18 protein-coding genes are annotated in these 16109 nt (G+C 71.8%); 9 read left to right on the top strand and 9 right to left on the bottom strand.

Annotated elements, in window-relative coordinates; all coding sequences use genetic code 11:
* Positions 1 to 39 precede the first annotated feature (39 nt).
* From AC3WRT_RS14470 to AC3WRT_RS14450, 5 genes are read right to left on the bottom strand one after another with little or no spacing between them, the layout of a single operon-like run.
* Positions 40 to 504, bottom strand: a complete 465-nt coding sequence (locus AC3WRT_RS14470; protein ID WP_492723030.1) for an MOSC domain-containing protein — start codon at positions 502 to 504, stop codon at positions 40 to 42.
* Between the two features lie 10 nt (positions 505 to 514).
* On the bottom strand, positions 515 to 2299 hold the full coding sequence (locus tag AC3WRT_RS14465; RefSeq protein ID WP_492723028.1) for a SulP family inorganic anion transporter: 1785 nt from the start codon (positions 2297 to 2299) through the stop codon (positions 515 to 517).
* A 29-nt stretch (positions 2300 to 2328) separates the two neighbouring features.
* A complete protein-coding gene (locus tag AC3WRT_RS14460; protein ID WP_492723027.1) occupies positions 2329 to 3078 on the bottom strand; it encodes a cobalt-precorrin-6A reductase in 750 nt (249 codons plus the stop codon).
* 2 nt (positions 3079 to 3080) lie between these two features.
* A complete protein-coding gene (locus tag AC3WRT_RS14455) occupies positions 3081 to 4016 on the bottom strand; it encodes a MerR family transcriptional regulator (protein WP_492723025.1) in 936 nt (311 codons plus the stop codon).
* Positions 4017 to 4019: 3 nt separating this feature from the next.
* A complete protein-coding gene (locus AC3WRT_RS14450) occupies positions 4020 to 4505 on the bottom strand; it encodes an SRPBCC family protein (protein ID WP_492723023.1) in 486 nt (161 codons plus the stop codon).
* Positions 4506 to 4701: 196 nt separating this feature from the next.
* On the opposite strand from AC3WRT_RS14450, the gene AC3WRT_RS14445 reads away from it, so the two are divergent.
* Genes AC3WRT_RS14445 through AC3WRT_RS14420 form a run of 6 tightly spaced genes read left to right on the top strand, consistent with a single transcriptional unit; the run spans position 4702 to position 11492 of the window.
* On the top strand, positions 4702 to 5934 hold the full coding sequence (locus AC3WRT_RS14445) for an NAD(P)/FAD-dependent oxidoreductase (RefSeq protein WP_492723021.1): 1233 nt from the start codon (positions 4702 to 4704) through the stop codon (positions 5932 to 5934).
* On the top strand, positions 5931 to 6686 hold the full coding sequence (locus tag AC3WRT_RS14440; RefSeq protein WP_492723019.1) for a DUF1365 domain-containing protein: 756 nt from the start codon (positions 5931 to 5933) through the stop codon (positions 6684 to 6686). The genes AC3WRT_RS14445 and AC3WRT_RS14440 overlap by 4 nt, the downstream gene beginning before the upstream one ends.
* On the top strand, positions 6683 to 7972 hold the full coding sequence (locus tag AC3WRT_RS14435; RefSeq protein ID WP_492723018.1) for a class I SAM-dependent methyltransferase: 1290 nt from the start codon (positions 6683 to 6685) through the stop codon (positions 7970 to 7972). The genes AC3WRT_RS14440 and AC3WRT_RS14435 overlap by 4 nt, the downstream gene beginning before the upstream one ends.
* Complete coding sequence (locus AC3WRT_RS14430; protein WP_492723036.1) at positions 7972 to 9330, top strand: cryptochrome/photolyase family protein; 1359 nt, start codon at positions 7972 to 7974, stop codon at positions 9328 to 9330. The genes AC3WRT_RS14435 and AC3WRT_RS14430 overlap by 1 nt, the downstream gene beginning before the upstream one ends.
* Positions 9331 to 9346: 16 nt before the next feature.
* Positions 9347 to 10069, top strand: a complete 723-nt coding sequence (locus tag AC3WRT_RS14425; RefSeq protein ID WP_492723016.1) for a CPBP family intramembrane glutamic endopeptidase — start codon at positions 9347 to 9349, stop codon at positions 10067 to 10069.
* Between the two features lie 4 nt (positions 10070 to 10073).
* Positions 10074 to 11492 (top strand): tryptophan-rich sensory protein, encoded by a 1419-nt coding sequence (locus tag AC3WRT_RS14420; protein ID WP_492723014.1) that lies wholly within the window; start codon positions 10074 to 10076, stop codon positions 11490 to 11492.
* A 72-nt stretch (positions 11493 to 11564) separates the two neighbouring features.
* Here the strand turns inward: AC3WRT_RS14420 and AC3WRT_RS14415 are convergent, their stop codons facing one another.
* Together AC3WRT_RS14415 and AC3WRT_RS14410 are read right to left on the bottom strand one after the other, a co-directional pair.
* Positions 11565 to 12527 carry a GlxA family transcriptional regulator gene (locus AC3WRT_RS14415; protein WP_492723012.1) on the bottom strand — a complete coding sequence of 321 codons (963 nt, stop codon included), beginning with the start codon at positions 12525 to 12527 and terminating at the stop codon, positions 11565 to 11567.
* Positions 12528 to 12531: 4 nt separating this feature from the next.
* Complete coding sequence (locus tag AC3WRT_RS14410) at positions 12532 to 12759, bottom strand: hypothetical protein (protein WP_492723011.1); 228 nt, start codon at positions 12757 to 12759, stop codon at positions 12532 to 12534.
* 62 nt (positions 12760 to 12821) lie between these two features.
* Between AC3WRT_RS14410 and AC3WRT_RS14405 the strand changes: the two genes are divergently transcribed.
* Positions 12822 to 13223 carry a VOC family protein gene (locus tag AC3WRT_RS14405; RefSeq protein WP_492723009.1) on the top strand — a complete coding sequence of 134 codons (402 nt, stop codon included), beginning with the start codon at positions 12822 to 12824 and terminating at the stop codon, positions 13221 to 13223.
* Positions 13224 to 13262: 39 nt separating this feature from the next.
* On the opposite strand, the gene AC3WRT_RS14400 is transcribed toward AC3WRT_RS14405, so the two are convergent.
* Together AC3WRT_RS14400 and AC3WRT_RS14395 are read right to left on the bottom strand one after the other, a co-directional pair.
* A complete protein-coding gene (locus AC3WRT_RS14400) occupies positions 13263 to 13679 on the bottom strand; it encodes an HNH endonuclease signature motif containing protein (RefSeq protein WP_492723008.1) in 417 nt (138 codons plus the stop codon).
* Positions 13680 to 13973: 294 nt separating this feature from the next.
* Entirely contained in the window at positions 13974 to 14939 is a 966-nt protein-coding gene (locus tag AC3WRT_RS14395; RefSeq protein ID WP_492723007.1) for a DMT family transporter, read from the bottom strand.
* 263 nt (positions 14940 to 15202) lie between these two features.
* Here AC3WRT_RS14395 and AC3WRT_RS14390 point away from each other — a divergent pair, with 263 nt between their 5' ends.
* Positions 15203 to 15700 (top strand): cysteine dioxygenase, encoded by a 498-nt coding sequence (locus tag AC3WRT_RS14390; RefSeq protein WP_492723006.1) that lies wholly within the window; start codon positions 15203 to 15205, stop codon positions 15698 to 15700.
* Positions 15697 to 16107, top strand: coding sequence for a rhodanese-like domain-containing protein (locus tag AC3WRT_RS14385; protein ID WP_492723005.1), 411 nt, complete (start codon positions 15697 to 15699; stop codon positions 16105 to 16107). The genes AC3WRT_RS14390 and AC3WRT_RS14385 overlap by 4 nt, the downstream gene beginning before the upstream one ends.
* Positions 16108 to 16109 lie beyond the last annotated feature (2 nt).

The raw sequence follows: 16109 nt of genomic DNA, 5'->3' as shown, positions 1-16109 counted from the left end.
AGATGTGTATATGAGACTGCTCTCGATTGGTGACTGGCCTCAGGGGGCTAGGTCGACCTCGTCGCCGACGCTGATGGTGCCGGACGTCAGCAGCCGGAAGACCGTGCCGGCGCGGGCGTGCAGCGCCCGGGCCGCTCCCGGTCCGAGCTCGTCGTCGAGGATCCGGCACGGCGCGGCGATGCGCACCACCTCGAGCTCGACGCCGCCCACCGTGATGCGCGAGCCGGGCTTCGTCGGGAGCGAGCCGCCCGAGATCGTCACGTTGCGCCGGGTCAGGCCCGGGTCCACCGGCCGCCCGAGGTCGGCAGCAGCTGCCTCCAGGTCGGGCAGCGACTGGATCGTCACGTGCCGGTGCTTGCTGCCGTGGTAGCGGTCGCCGACCAGCCCGGCGCCGGCCTCGGCCTCCACGCTCGGCACCGACCGGGTCGGCAGGCGCCGCCCCTTGGCGACGTGGATCGCGACAACGGTCGGCCGAAGGCCGTCGGTCGGACGGTCGAGGTCCATGCCGGCAAGGCTAGGCCTCGAGCTCGGGCTGGGCCGGCACGGGTGGGATGCGCAGCCCCGGCGGCCCGTGGCCGTGCTGCTGCTCGTACCACGCGGCATACGCGGCGACGGCGGTCGGCAGGGTCGGGAAGATCAGGTCGGTCCCGACCTTCTCGACGAACCCGGCGGCTTCCAGCGAGCGCCGCATGTCCTCCTTGACCCGGGCCATGGCGAAGCCGATGCCGCGCTTCGCGAGCGACGATCGCAAGGTCTCGAGGGCGTCGACGGCCGTGAGGTCGACCTCGGTGTTGGCCTCGGCGTTGAGCAGGAACCACTCCACCGGCCCGTGCAGCAACGCGCTGTCCACGACCACGAGGGCCCGGCGCACGAAGTCGTCGGAGTTGGCGAAGAAGAAGGGCGAGTCGTAGCGGTAGACCACGAGACCGGGGACCTGGACCGAGTCCGGGTGGTCGTCGATGTCGTGCATGCCGGCGACGCCGGGCACGTAGCCCAGCACCCCGTCGTGCGGGTGCACGATCCGCCGCAGCAGGTCGAGGAGCGACAGGGCGATGGCCACCCCGATGCCGGGCAGCACCCCCAGGACGAGCACGGCGGCCGTCGTCGCGAGCGCCAGGACGAGCTCGCTGCGCCGGAACGCCGCGGTGCGTCGCAGCTCCGGGACGTCGACCAGCCGGACGGCTGCGTAGACGACGACGGCACCGAGGGCGGCGGTCGGGAAGGCACCGATGACGGGGCCGAGCCACAGGAGGGTCGCGATGACGAGGACGAGCGAGACGAGCGAGTGCAGCTGGGTGCGCGCTCCCATGGAGTCGGCGATGACGGTGCGGCTGCCGCTCGAGCTGATCGGGAAGCCCTGCAGCAGGCCGGTCGCGACGTTCGCGCCGCCGAGCGCCAGGAACTCCTGGTCGCTGTCGATGCGCTCGCGGTGGCGCCCGGCGAAGGCCCGGCCGGTGAGCACGTTGTCGGAGTAGGCGACGACCGCGACGCCGAGAGCCGCCGGGAGCAGGGTCCACAGGTCGACGTTCGAGACGTCGGGGACCTTGAACGCGGGCAGTCCCTTCGGCACGGGACCCACGACCGTGATCCCCGCCCGGTCGACGAGGCCGAACACCGCCACGACGACGGTCGCGCCCAGCATCGCAATGAGCGGCCCCGGCCAGCGCGGCGCGAAGTGCTGGAACGCGAACAGCACGACGAGCACGCCGAGTGCTAGCAGCAGCGTCGGCAGGTGGATGTCGCCGAGATGCGTGACGACGTACCTCAGCTCCCGGAGGAAGGAGTCTCCCTCGACGTGCAGACCGGTCGCCTTGCCGATCTGGCTGACGATCATGAGCGCCGCGATGCCGGCCATGTAGCCGACGAGCACTGGCTTGGAGAGCAGGTTGGCGAGGAAGCCCAGCCGGGTGAAGAAGCCGACCAGGCAGATGAGGCCGACGGCGAGCGCCAACAGTGCGGCCGCCTCCTGCCGCATCGCCATGCCGCCCGCGGCCGTGACGAGCGCGCCGACACCGGCCGCCGTCATCAGGGCCGTCGTCGACTCGGGCCCGACCGACAGCTGCCGCGACGATCCGAGCACCGCGTAGACGAGCAGGCCCGGCCCGACGGCCCACAGCCCCGTGACCGCTGGCAGCCCGGCCACCTCGGCGTACGCGAGCACCTGCGGCACGAGGTAGGCGACGACCGTGATGCCGCCCAGGACGTCGCCGCGAAGCCAGACCTTGTCGTAACGGCGCAGGACCGCCACGCCGGGGAGAAACCGCTCCCAGCGCGCCCGCTGCCCGAGCCCCGCCGTCACCTTTCGAACGTACGCGTGGTCGTATGCCGTCAGACCGGTTTCGCGCCGACGGCTCCCAGGGCGCGCACGGCCTCATCCACCGAGTCGACCACCGGCACGTCCTCGGGGACCGGTGGCCGTCGCACGACGACGACGGGCACGCCGAGGTCGTGGGCCGCGGCCAGCTTCGCCTCGGTCAGCGCACCGCCGGAGTCCTTGGTCAGCAGGACGTCGACCGCTCGGCTCTCGAGCAGCTCGCGCTCGGCGGCGTACGCGTAGGGCCCACGGGCCCGCAGGACCTCCCAGGTTCCCGGGACCTGCCAGTCGGGAGGGTCGACGACGCGGGCCAGGACGTAGCGGTCGTCCCAACCGGTGAATGCCTCCAGCTGCTGGCGCCCGGTGGTGAGGAACGGGCGGATGCCGAGCCGCTCGGCCACGGCGCGGGCGCCCTCCACGTCGTCGACCCAGGTGAACTCGGCCGCCAGCGGGTGCACCGACCAGCCGGGACGCTGCAGCCGGACGATCGGGACCCCGACGCGCTCGCAGGCCACAACGGCGTTCCCGGTGATGCGGGCGGCGAAGGGATGGGTCGCGTCGACGACTGCGTCGTAGCCGTGCTGGACCAGGTGGTCGGCGAGGCCGTCGACACCGCCGAAGCCCCCGGTGCGCACCTCGCCGACGGGCAGGGCCGGTGCGCTGACCCGCCCGGCGAGGCTCGAGGTGACCTGGTCGCCTCGTTCGACGAGCCGCGCGGCGAGCGCCCGGGCCTCTCCCGTGCCCCCGAGGACGAGGACCCGCACGCTCAGGCGGGGACGCGCAGGCGGCGGGTCATCTCGCCGACCGCGACGGTGATCGAGTGCCCGAGGTGGATGCAGGGACCGTTGATCTCGTTCTGCTGGCTCCCGCCCAGGCCGATGATGACCTCGGGGTGCAGGCGCCCCACGGTGTCGACGATCTCCTGCGCGGCGGCGATGTCGATGTCGCGCGGGACGGCCATCACCATACCGGCGGCCTGGCGAGCCTCGATGGCGCGCACCCAGTCCTCGGCCGGGAGGTCCGCCCCGACGTAGACGGTGGCGAAGCCGGCCCGGCGGGCGGCCACGGCGAAGGCGAGCAGCCCGAGCTCGTGGCGGGCGCCCGGCGGGAGACCGATGAGCATCGTCGGGCCGTCGATCCTGGCGGAAGCGGCCTCGTAGGAGGCTGCGAGACGCCGCTGCACGGCATACGACACGAGGTGCTCGCCAGCGACCGTGAGGCGTCCGTGCGCCCACTCCTCGCCGACCAGCTTGAGGGTCGGCATGAGCCAGTCGTCGACGACGTGCTCGAAGGTGCCGAGCGAGAAGCGGGCGTCGAGCACGGCGGTCGCGGAGGCCGAGTCGAGCCGCTCGGCGGCCCGGACGAAGGCCTCGGCGTCCTCGGACTGGTAGCGCCCACCGGGGCGCAGCGGGGCGACCCGGGCGCCGCGGGACTCGCGCTGGTCGCGCCCGAAGGGTGCGTCGCGGCCGCCTGCGTCGCGCGAGGACAGGCGGCGCAGCGTCTCGGACGCTGCCTCGCGCGCCGACCACCCTTCGTTGACAAGGGAGTTCATGATCGCCAGCGCGCGGACGTCCTCGGGACCGTAGAGCCGGTAGCCGCCGTCGGACCGCTGGGGGCTGACCACGCCGTACCGACGCTCCCAGGCACGCAGGGTGGCGACGCTGATGCCGGTCAGCTCCGCAGCTCGCTTGATCGTGTACATCCGTTACTCCAACCGCCCCAGTGCTTCACGCATACCCTGTTCGGCCTCGTCGCCGAGCTTCTTGAGAGCCGGCTTGAGCAGCGGCGCCACGAGCCTCGCCATCCCCTTGAACTCGAAGTCGGCTCGGTACGTCACGGTCGTGCCCTCGCGGGAGCCCGTGCCGGCACTCGAGCCCGCGCCGGGGACCGAGCCCGGTACCGGGACGGTCCGCACGAACGTCATGGTGTCGTGGGCGACGACCGCTGGGCTCTCGCCACGCAGCGCGACTCTCTCCCCCGGCACGTGGTCCACGACGACGTACTCGAGCTCGGTCTGGCGGCCGAGGAACGTCGAGACGTTGTGGTATCGCGTGCCGACACCGCCATCGCCTTCCACGCGCTCGGTGCGCACGGTGCCCGGGTCCCACTCGGTGGTGTTCGTGAAGTCGCTGAGGTAGGCGAAGACCCGCTCGACCGGGTGGTCGACCGTGACGGTGCGCTCGATCTCCATGCCTCTCCAAACCTTTGACAGACCTTGAACAGCCACTCTACGGTGTGGGCGCGGGATGGACAACGAGGTCGGCAGTTCTGTCCACCCGAACAATCCGGTCGGGGCTTCGCGCCGAATCACACGGGACCACATCAGCCAGGAGGCCTCGGTGACTCGACCGAACCCACCCATTCGCGCCAGGCGCCCCACAGCGGCCGTGATCGGAGCAGGAGTCTCCGGCCTCACGGCCGCGCACGTGCTGAGCGCCACGCACGACGTGACCCTCTACGAGAGCGACACGCGCCTCGGCGGGCACGCCCACACGCACGACGTCGCCGGGCGCGACGGGAGCCTGCGCATCGACAGCGGCTTCATCGTGCACAACGAGCGCACCTACCCCCACCTGCTGCGGCTCTTCCGTGAGCTCGACGTGCCGACCCAGCCGACCGAGATGAGCATGAGCGTCACCTGCGAGGGCTGCGGGCTGTCGTATGCCGGGGGGCGCGGTCCCAAGGGCATGTTCGCCCAGAGGCGGCGCCTCGCCGACCCGCGGTTCGTCAAGATGCTCAGCGACGTGCCGCGCTTCCACAAGGCAGCCCGGGCGCTGCTCGACGACGGCTCCGAGGGCCCGACGTGGCGCCAGTTCCTGGTGCAGCAGGGCTTTTCGGACTACTTCGTGCGCCATTTCGCGATCCCCCTCGTCGCCTGCGTGTGGTCCTGCGGCGACCTCGACGCGTCGTCCTACCCCGCCCGTCACCTCTTCCGGTTCCTCGACCAACACGGCATGCTCACCGTGACGGGTTCGCCGACGTGGCGCACCGTCACGGGCGGGTCGGCCACCTATGTCGAGCGTCTGGCCCAGCGCCTTCCCGACGTGCGCAAGAAGAGCCCGGTGACCGCCGTGACCAGGCACGACGACGGTGTCGACGTGCTGGTGGGCGGCCGCCTCACGACCTTCGACCGCGCCGTCGTGGCCACGCACGCCGACCAGGCGCTCCACCTGCTGGCCGACGCAACGCCCGACGAGAAGCGCGATCTCTCGGCGATCCGCTACTCCCGCAACGAGACCTGGCTGCACCGTGACTCCTCCGTGCTCCCGAAGCCGCGGGAAGCGAAGGCGTCCTGGAACTACCGGATGCGCGCCTGCGACGCCCCGGCGCCCGACGTCACGGTCAGCTACTGGATGAACCGCCTCCACGGCCTCACCGACGCCGCCGACCACGTGGTCACCCTCAACCCGTCCGGCACCGTCGACGAGTCGCTCGTGACGGCCCGCATGTCCTACGAGCACCCGATCTTCACGCGTGACGCCGTGGAGGCTGCGGTCCGGTTGCGCCAGGGCGGCGGCGAGCGCCTCGCCTTCGCGGGCGCCCACCTCGGCTGGGGCTTCCACGAGGACGGCTGCCGCTCGGGGGTGGAGGCCGCGGAGTCCTTCGGGGCGCGCTGGTGACCCTGGTCCTCGACCCGCCGCCGGTGCCCGCGCTCGTCGACGGCACCGTCTCACACTCGCGCCGCACGCCACTGCACCACAGCTTCACGCACGGCCACTACCAGTGGCTCGTCGACGTTGACGACCTGCCCCACTTGCCCTGGCCAGCAAGGCTCTTCGCCGGCATCGACGCCAGCGACCACCTCGATGGTGGCGTTCTCGGTGGCGGCATCCGGGGCGACGTCGACCGCTTCCTCGCGCCGCGCGGCGTGGCACTCGCCCCGGAGGACCGCGTCCTCATGCTCGCGAACGCCCGTGTCCTCGGGCACGTCTTCGACCCGCTCTCGGTCTTCTGGTGCCTCCGTCCCGACGGCTCACTCGTGGCCGTCGTCTTCGAGGTGCACAACACCTACGGCGAGCGCCACGCGTACCTGCTCGACGTGCACGACGACGGCACCGCCACCGTCGACAAGGCGTTCTACGTCTCGCCGTTCAACGACACCCGCGGGGAGTATGTCGTCCGCCTCGTCCTCGAGCCCGGTGCCGTCGCCGTGACGGTCGCCCTCGACCGTGACGGCGAGCGCGTCGTGACCGCCGTGACCCGCGGCACCCCCGAACCGGCCACCGCCCGAGCGCTGCTGCGCCTCGTGCGCCGTCACGGACTGATGACCCAGCGGGTCACCGCCCTCATCCGCGCGCACGGCATACGACTGTGGCTGCGCCGCCTGCCCGTCAGGCCCCGCCCCCGACACCCCCAGGAGGCCGTCCGATGACCGCCCAGTCCCCTGTCGCGTACCAGCTCGTGGCCCAGCCGCTGTGCCTGCGCCGGCCGAGCCTGCGCGTGCTGTGCGTGCGCGCCCGTCTGGCCCGCAGCATCCTCGCGCAGGTCGCCAAGCGGGTGCCGGTCGACGTCGTCCTGCCCGATGGGTCGCTGCTCGGGGGCGGCACGCGGCAGGCCGATCGGCCCGCGCTCGAGATCGTGCGACCGACCGCCCTCTTCGAGCGCCTCGCGCACCACCCGAAGATCGGCATCGGCGAGGCCTACATGGCCGGTGACTGGAAGGCCGCCGAGGGCACCGACCTGGCCGAGCTGCTCATGCCTTTCGCCGAGCGGATGACGACGGCCGTGCCCGAGGGCTGGCTGCGGTTGCGCGCCGTCGTCGACCGCCGGGTCCCGAGCATCCAGAACAACTCGCTGCTCGGCTCGCGCCGCAACATCGAGGCGCACTACGACCTGTCGAACGACCTCTTCGCGACCTTCCTCGACGAGACGATGAGCTACAGCTCGGCGCTCTTCGACCAGGACGAGCCGCTGCGCGCGCAGTCGTTCGAGCAGGCGCAGCTGCGCAAGGTGCACTCCATCCTCGACCTGGCCAAGGTCGGCCAGGACACTCGCCTGCTCGAGATCGGCACCGGCTGGGGAACGCTCGCGCTCGAGGCCGCCCGGCGCGGGGCCACGGTCACGAGCGTCACCCTCTCGAAGGAGCAGGCGTCCCTGGCGCGCCGGCGGGTGGCGGACGCCGGGTATGCCGACACGGTGGACATTCGCATCCAGGACTACCGCGAGGTCGAGGGTGTCTACGACGCCGTCGTCAGCGTCGAGATGATCGAGGCCGTCGGCGAGGAGTACTGGGAGACCTACTTCCGCACCATCGACGAGCGCCTCGCCCCTGACGGCATCGCCTCCGTCCAGGCGATCCTCATGTCGCACGAGCGGCTGATGGCCACCAAGCACTCCTACAGCTGGATCCAGAAGCACATCTTCCCCGGCGGGTTGATCCCCAGCCTGCAGGCGATGAGCGAGACGACCGACGCCGCCACCACGCTGCGGATGACCGCCGTCGAGCCGTTCGGCGCCGACTACGCCGAGACGCTGCGCCGGTGGCGCGAGACCTTCCTCGCCCGCTGGCCGGAGGTCCACGCGCTCGGCTTCGACGAGACCTTCCGCCGCAAGTGGGAGTTCTACCTCGCCTACTGCGAGGCCGGTTTCGCCACCGGCTACCTCGACGTCGCCCAGGTCCGCTTCGAGCGGGAGGGTGCCGCGACCGCGGCCTCGTGATGGCTTCCTCTACGACGTCGATCCTGTGGTTCCGGCGCGACCTGCGGCTGAGCGACCACCCCGCCCTGCTTGCGGCCGTCGAGGCCGCTGACCACGTGCTGCCCGTCTTCGTCCTCGACCCGCGCCTGCTCGAGACCGACACCCCGCGCACCCGGCGGCTGCTCGCCTCGGTGGCGTCACTCTCGAAGGACACCCGCGGCGCGCTCGTCGTCCTTCAGGGTGACCCGGCCCAGGTCATCCCCGAACTCGCCGAGCGGGTCAGCGCACAGCAGGTGCACGTCACCCGCGAGACGACGCCCTACGGCCGCCGCCGCGACGAGGCGGTCGAGCGGGTCCTCGCCGAGCGTGGGCGCGAGCTCGTCGCCACCGGCACGCCGTATGCCGTCGGGCCCGGCCGCATCGTCAACCAGTCCGGCTCGCCCTACAAGGTCTTCACGCCCTTCTCCAGGGCCTGGAGCCAGCACGGCCGTCCGACGCCCGCTGCCCGTCCGAAGCGGATCCCGTGGCTGCGCGATGAGGTGGCCGGCGAGCCGCTGCCCGAGACGCCTTCGACCGAGGCCGGTGAGGCCGCCGCGCTGAAACGGTGGCAGGCGTTCCTGACGGGCGCGCTCACGGCATACGACAGCGAACGCGACCGACCCGACCTCGACACCACGAGCAGGCTGTCGGCGCCCCTGAAGTACGGCGAGATCCACCCGCGAACCCTCCTCGCCGACATCGCAGCCCACCCGGCCGGGCGGTCGCAGGCCGCGAGCACCTTCGTCACGGAGCTGGTCTGGCGCGAGTTCTACGCCGACGTGCTGTGGCACAACCCCCGGTCCGCGTGGCACGACCTGCGGCCGGAGCTGCAGCGGCTGCCGTACGACACCGGCCCCGAGACCGACCGGCTCGTCGACGCGTGGCGCGAGGGGCGCACCGGCTACCCGGTCGTCGACGCCGGCATGCGGCAGCTGCTCGAGCAGGGCTGGATGCACAACCGGGTGCGGATGATCACGGCCAGCTTCCTGACCAAGGACCTCCACGTGTGGTGGCCGGTCGGCGCGCGGCACTTCCTCGACCACCTCATCGACGGCGACATCGCCTCGAACAACCACGGCTGGCAGTGGGTGGCCGGCACCGGCACGGACGCGTCGCCCTACTTCCGCGTCTTCAACCCGGTGACGCAGGGCCGGAAGTTCGACCCCGACGGCGACTACGTGCGCCGTTGGGTCCCGGAGCTTCGCCACCTGCCCGGCGCGGCGGCCCACGAACCCTGGAAGCATGGCAACGGGTACGACCACGGGTATCCGCAGCGCGTCGTCGACCACGACGACGAGCGCAAGGAGACCCTGGCCCGCTACGAGCGCGCCCATCGCTGAGGCAGGAGGAGAACCGGTGAGAGGACCTGTCGCCGAGCTGCGGGCGTTCCTCGACGCCGCCCTCCTCGTCCCCGTCCGGGGCCAGCACGGCGACCCACCCGAGGCCCGCACCCGGCGACGGGTGGTCGTCGCGGTCACCTTCGTCATCGGCTCGGTGGTGCTTGCGTGGGCCCTCCGGATCCGCCCCGGCGACCCGCTCTTCTACACCGGCTCGATCGCCCTCGCCGCCGTGTGGGGCATCGGAGCCGTCGCGTCGGGCCCGCTCCACGTCGGGCGGGGGCACACCCGGTCCGGCGAGCGCGAGTCGCGTCCGATCGTGCAGTCGCTCGCGCTCGGCGCGCTGCTGCTGCTCGTCTTCCTCGTGGGCGCGCTCGTCGTGGCCCGCATCCCGATCCTGCGCGAGCCTGTCGACCAGCTGCTCGACCACGCCCGCTTCGGCTCGCTGCCCGTCGTGCTCGCGATCACGATGGTCAACGGGATCGTCGAGGAGCTCTACTTCCGCGGGGCGCTGTATGCCGCCCTGCCGTCCCACGCGGTCACCATCACGACCGTGCTCTACGCCCTGACCACTGTCGGCAGCGGCATCCCGCTCCTCGTGCTCGCGGCAGCGATCATCGGGCTCGTCACCGCGCTGCAGCGACGCGTCACGGGCGGCATCCTCGGACCGATCATCACGCACGTGACGTGGTCGACCGGGATGCTCCTGCTCCTCCCACCCGCCCTCGAGCTGACCAGGTGACCACATGACCTCCAACCCGACCGTCGCCCCCGACCGCACCGCCCTCGTGACCGGGGCCTCCGGCTACATCGGCGGACACGTCGTGCCGCGGCTGCTCGACGAGGGCTGGAACGTGCGCGTGCTGACCCGCCACCGCCGCTCGCTCGACGACCGCCCCTGGGTCGACCGGGTCGAGGTCGCGGAGGGCGACGTGTCGTCGAGTCACGACATGCTCGAGGCGCTCGACGGCGTCGATGCCGCGTGGTACCTCGTGCACTCGATGGACGACAAGCCCGACTTCCAGGAACGCGACCGGGAGGCGGCGACGCGCTTCGCCGAGGCGGCCAAGCAGGGCGGGGTGTCGCGGATCGTCTACCTCGGCGGGCTGCACCCTGACGACGAGGTGCTCTCCCCGCACCTCGCGAGCCGGGTCGAGGTCGGGCGGATCTTCCTCGACTCCGGTGTGCCCACCGCGGTGCTCCAGGCGGCGGTCGTGCTCGGTGACGGGTCGGCGTCGTTCGACATGCTGCGGTATCTGACCATGCGCCTGCCCGCCATGGTGGCCCCGAAGTGGCTCGAGAACCGGATCCAGCCGATCGCCATCGACGACGTCGTGACGCTGCTCGTCGGCGCCGGCAGCCTGCCGCCGGAGGTCAACCGCACGTTCGACATCGGCGGCCCCGAGGTGCTCACCTACCGGGAGATGATCGCCCGCTTCTCCGACGCCACGGGTCGGCGCCGTCCGGTCGTCGTGACCGTGCCGGTGCTGACTCCGCGCCTGGCCAGCCACTGGGTCGGACTCGTGACCCCGATCTCCGCCGGCCTGGCCAAGCCACTCGTGGGCAGCCTCGTCCACGAGGTGGTCGCCAAGGAGAACGACCTGCTCGACCACGTCGACGTCCCCGGTGGCTTCACGGACTTCGACACCGCCGTGCGCACGGCGATGCGCACGGCCGAGCCCGACACCGCGATGCGCAACCTTGCCCTGACGAGCGCTGCGACCGTGGCGAGTGTCGTGGTCGGGTCGCTCGCCACGGCGCCGGACTCGCGGTGGTACCGCTCACTCGACCTGCCGGACTGGCAGCCGCCGACACTCGCCTTCCCGGTGGTGTGGACGGCGCTGTACACGGACATCGCGGCGAGCTCGGCGGCGGTGCTCAACGCATACGACAAGGCGGGTGACACGCAGGGGCGCAACGCCTACCTCAAGGCGTTCGGCGCCAACCTCGCGCTCAACACGGCGTGGAGCGTGCTCTTCTGGCGCGTGCGCAAGCCCTGGGTCTCGGCGGTCGAGGCGGCCCTGCTCACGGCCAGCTCGGCGGACCTGGCTCGTCGTGCGGGGGCCGTCAACAAGGGGGCCGGGATCGCCCTGTCCCCGTATGCCGCGTGGTGCGGTTTCGCGACGGCGCTCTCGACCGCGATCGCCCGGCGCAACCGGGGCTGATCAGGGTGTATGCCGCAATCTAGCGTCGCGCCGATACAACGGCAGACAGTCCTCGCGACCCGTTGAGGCGGTTCAGGCGGAGACGGGCTGCTTGGTGAAGGCGCGACGGTAGGCGACGGGCGGGATCCCGATCTCGCGCTGGAAGTGGTGGCGCAGGACCGCCGCGGTGGCGAAGCCGCTCTCGCGGGCGATCCGCTCGATGTCGAGGTCGGTCGTCTCGAGCAGGTGCCGCGCCCGCAGGACCCGCTGGCTGGTGAGCCACCGGTGCGGGGTCGTGCCGACCTCTGCAGTGAAGCGGCGGGCGAACGTGCGCTCGGACAGGGCCGCTCGCCGCGCGAGCGAGGGGATCGAATGCTCCTCGTCGAGGTGCTCGACCACCCACTCCATGACGTCCTGCAAGCCCTCGCACGGTTCGGACGGCAGGGGCGTCTCGACGAACTGGCGCTGGCCTCCCGAGCGGTGGGGCGGGACCACCATGCGACGCGCGATCCGCGTGGCAACCTCCGAGCCGAGCTCGGTCCGGACGATGTGCAGGCACGCGTCGATCCCGGCCGCCGTGCCCGCGCTGGTCAGGACGGGGCCGTCCTCGACATAGAGGACGTCGAGGTCGACGCAAGCCCGCGGGTGCTCCTCGGCCAGCCGGCCGGCATACCTCCAGTGAGTCGTGCAGCCACGACCGTCGAGCAGGCCTGCGGCGGCGAGCTGGAAGGCGCCGGAGCAGACCGACAGCACACGATGGCCGGCGGCTGCGTTGTCGCGCAGGACGTCGAGAACGTCGGGATCGTAGGGGCCGTCGACGGGTCCGCCCGGGATCGCGACGAGGTCTACGCCGCGGGCGGACTCGAGCGGGAGGGGCGCCACGATGCTCATGCCGCTCGTCGTGTGCAGCACCTCGCCGGGTCGGGCCGAGCAGACGCGGAAGTCGAACGCCGGCACGCCGTCGTCGGTGCGGTCCACGCCGAAGACCTCGCAGAGCACGCTGAGCTCGAACATGGCGACCGGCTCCTGGACGATGACGGCGATGGTGCGCAGCATCCGGTCAGCATGACACCGCTGGCAGGATCTTGTCGAACATCGACGGTTCTGCCACTCGTGGCTGGATCAGAGCGGGCGCAGAGTTTCTGCCATGGACATCATCCTCTTCGTCGCCATGATCGTCGCTTTCGTCGTCGCCCTCGAGCGGCACCACCGCCGGACGTTCTCGCTGCCACGCGCGCCCTTCGGCGCCGACGCGGAGCGCGATCGCGACCTCGACCGTGTGCTGCACGACGCACCCCCCGCACCAGGCCCCCGCCCCGCGGCGTCCGGGTCAGGTGCGAGGGTGTCCCCATGACGTCCAGCACAGCCCCTGCACACACGTCCGTCGGCCGACTGGCCTCCGTCTCACTCGAGTGCAAGAACCCGTCGGCGCTCGCCGACTTCTACGGCGCCCTCCTCGGACTCCCTCGCGCCTACGAGAGCGCCGACGGCGCCGTCGTCTCACTGTCGGACGGCGGAGTCGCCGTCACGATGATGCGGTCCGTCGACCACGTGGCCCCGACCTGGCCGGAGGCCGGCCAACCCCAACAGCTGCACCTCGACGTGCTTGTAACCGACCTGGAGGACTCCGTGACGCGAGCCGTCGCCCTCGGCGCCACCGAGGCCGCCCACCAGCCGGCGCCCAGCGCTTGGCGGGTCCTCGTCGACCCCGCCGGGCACCCCTTCTGCCTCACCACCATCACCGGCGACTGACCCGCCACCTCCACGAGGCGCGCACCCGGAGGGCAGGGTTCAGAAGGGGGGTGGGTCGTCGGCCGGTCGGGCCGGCCCCGGATCCGGTGGCCCGGAGCCGGGGTCGTGAAGTGCTTCGCGCCAGTCCTTGGGGTAGGTGACGTAGTCGCGCCCGGCCGGCGAGGTCCAGCGGATGCCCTGGTGGTCGGTGCGGCGCACGTCCCAGATCCGGGCGGTCTTGCCGTTGTGGCAGCCGCGGCTGAGGGACTCGGCGTTGGAGACGTGGGTCGGGCCGGCCGGCCAGGGCACGAGGTGGTCGAGGTCGCACCGCTCGGCCGGGACCTGGCAGCCCGGGCCGCGGCAGACGCCGTCGACGGCCCGGACGTGCTCGAGCATCTCGCGCGTCGGGGTGTAGCGGTCGCTGGACAGCTCCAGGGCCCGGCCGGTGTCGACGTCGACCGCCAGGCGCTGCCACACAGCACGCCGTCAGCCTCGTCCTCCAGCGAGACAGGCGGACGCTGCACCCCAGAACCGGCGGCGCCGGCGGTACGGCCGCGGCCACGGCGAAGCACCGCGACGATCCGCGGGTTGAGGTGACCGCCCTGGCCATCCGCATCGGACGGGCGCCCGGCTTCGAGGAATGGCACGAACTCACTCCCCTCACCCGGAACGCCGACTACCTATAGTAGAACACCTGTTCGAACGAAAGGCAAGGGTTTCAGCCGCCAGATTCGGCCCGAAGGTGTTGCGGCACAGCGCGATCAACAGGAGTCAGGGCTCCACCTCCGGTTCGGCGGCGGGTTCGGCGGCGGCCTTCGCCCGCGGCTTGCGTCGCGTCAGCAGCACTCCCGCGATGCACAGCGCACCACCGACGAAGGTCAGGGACGGCGGGACCTCGGAGAGCAATGCCCAGGCGATGAGCGTGGCGATGAAGGGGACGAGGAAGGTCGTCAGGGTCAGCGTGCCGGCATCGCTGCGCGCCAGCACGTAGGCCCACGTCGAGAAGGCGATGGCGGTCGGGAAGATGCCGAGGTAGGCGATCCAGCCGAGGATGCCCGCGTCGCTGTCGCGCACGACCGCCACGAGTTCACCGGTCCACGGCAGGCAGACGACCGTCCCGATGACGCAGGCCAGCCAGGTGACCTCGGGACCCGGGAGGCGGCCGAGGAGGGGCTTCTGCGCGAGGACGCCCACGGCATACGTCACCGCCGCCAAAACGGCGAGCCACACCCCCACCATGTCGCCCGAGCTCCCCGAGTCGCCGGAGGAAAAGCCGCGCGCGATGACGACGACCCCGGCGAAGCCGACGGCCATCCCGATGAGCAGCCAGCGGGTCATCTTCTCGCCGAGAAAGACGGTGGCGAGCAGGGCAACGATGATCGGGCCGATCTGGACGATGAGGGCGGACGTGCCGGCGTCGATGCGCCGCTCCGCCGCATTGAGGGCCAAGTTGTAGACGCCGAACCAGCCCACGCCACATAGGAGCAGCAGAGGCCAGTCGCGCTTCGCGGGCCAGGTGCGCGGGCGGCGGAACACGAGCACGCCGAGTGCGGCGGAGGCGACGAGCAGGCGCCCGAGCGACAGCGCGCCGGGTGGCACGTCCCGCCCGAGGTGCCGGATCGCCACGAAGGCCGAGGCCCAGAGCAGGAGCGTCACTGCGACCGCAGCGAGCACGAGCCACCGTGCGCGGCGCGTACTCGTCGGGGCTGCGGAGGGGGTGCGGGAATCCACGGTCACCCCCAGACCCTAGACACGAGCACCGACAACGCGCTGCCGGCCTTCCCGTCAGATGTGCCCGAGATCCCGCCAACGGAACCGCCTTGCTCCACCCCCATGCATAAGTTAACGTTTCTCACGTGACAACACATGGTTATGTCCGGGGCGGCTCCGATCCATGTCGCCCGCTCGGGAGCCGGCGCGCCCGCTGAGCGGATGAGCCAGCGAGCGCAGCGCCTCCCGAGCGCCCCGCATCCTGCTTCGCCGACCCGAAAGGCACGACCATGTCCCGCGGCGCCCAGCGCATCTCCGTCGACCTCGCCGACACCGCCCGTCGTCTCGCCCGCCAGCGCACCGTCTGGCAGGGCCTCGTCGACTTCGACCCCATCACCCGCTACTACGCGAGGCTCCTCGCCGACGCCCAGCACGAAGCCTGGCTGCTGACCTGGCTCCCCGGCCAGGGCACGCCGTGGCACGACCACGGCGGCAGCGCCGGCTCGTTCGTCGTGCTCCAAGGGTTGCTGACCGAGGAGGTCGCGGGCTACCGCGGCGCGGCCGACTCCGACGACGTCCGGCGCGTGAGCGGGCCAGGCGTCCTGCTCAGCCCGGGTGACCAGCGCACCTTCGGCACCCGTCACCTGCACCGGGTCACGAATGCCGGACCCGACCCCGCCGTGAGCCTGCACGTCTACGCCCCCAAACTGACGTCCATGACGAACTACCGCGCCGTCGACGGCGTGCTGGAGGTCGAGGAGCAGGCCGAGGTCGGGGTCGACTGGTGAGCCAGCGCCCCGCTCGGACCATCGACGAGGTGCTCGCCGAGGCACGCAGCCGCCTCCACCGCCTGACGCCCGAGCAGGCCGAGGCGGCCCGCGCCGACGGCGCCGTGGTGGTCGACATCCGTCCAGTTGAGCAGCGCGAGGCCGAGGGTGAGCTGTCCTTCGCGACGCCGATCGAGCGCAACGTCCTCGAGTGGCGCCTCGACCCTGCGAGCGACGCGTCGCTGCCGATCGCGAGCCACGAGCTCCAGGTCGTCGTGCTCTGCCAGGAGGGCTACACCTCCAGCCTCGCCGCGGCAGCCCTGCAGGAACTCGGCATCCACCGCGCGACCGACGTCATAGGGGGATATGCCGCGTGGCGGGCCTGGCAGCTGTCCGCCTCGCAGGAGCGCCCGCAGAACGAGCGGTGACT

It is taken from the genome of Terrabacter sp. FW104-15G4B, from assembly GCF_058790095.1.
Note: the sequence above shows the minus strand (reverse complement) of the source record. Positions and strands in the feature narration are given on the sequence as shown.

Coding starts and splice junctions, on each gene's coding strand:
- AC3WRT_RS14415 (WP_492723012.1), bottom strand. CDS start 12,527: ATGCTGCGCACCATCGCCGTCATCGTCCAGGAGCCGGTCGCCATGTTC.
- AC3WRT_RS14470 (WP_492723030.1), bottom strand. CDS start 504: ATGGACCTCGACCGTCCGACCGACGGCCTTCGGCCGACCGTTGTCGCG.
- AC3WRT_RS14420 (WP_492723014.1), top strand. CDS start 10,074: ATGACCTCCAACCCGACCGTCGCCCCCGACCGCACCGCCCTCGTGACC.
- AC3WRT_RS14390 (WP_492723006.1), top strand. CDS start 15,203: ATGTCCCGCGGCGCCCAGCGCATCTCCGTCGACCTCGCCGACACCGCC.
- AC3WRT_RS14450 (WP_492723023.1), bottom strand. CDS start 4,505: ATGGAGATCGAGCGCACCGTCACGGTCGACCACCCGGTCGAGCGGGTC.
- AC3WRT_RS14435 (WP_492723018.1), top strand. CDS start 6,683: ATGACCGCCCAGTCCCCTGTCGCGTACCAGCTCGTGGCCCAGCCGCTG.
- AC3WRT_RS14430 (WP_492723036.1), top strand. CDS start 7,972: ATGGCTTCCTCTACGACGTCGATCCTGTGGTTCCGGCGCGACCTGCGG.
- AC3WRT_RS14405 (WP_492723009.1), top strand. CDS start 12,822: ATGACGTCCAGCACAGCCCCTGCACACACGTCCGTCGGCCGACTGGCC.
- AC3WRT_RS14455 (WP_492723025.1), bottom strand. CDS start 4,016: ATGTACACGATCAAGCGAGCTGCGGAGCTGACCGGCATCAGCGTCGCC.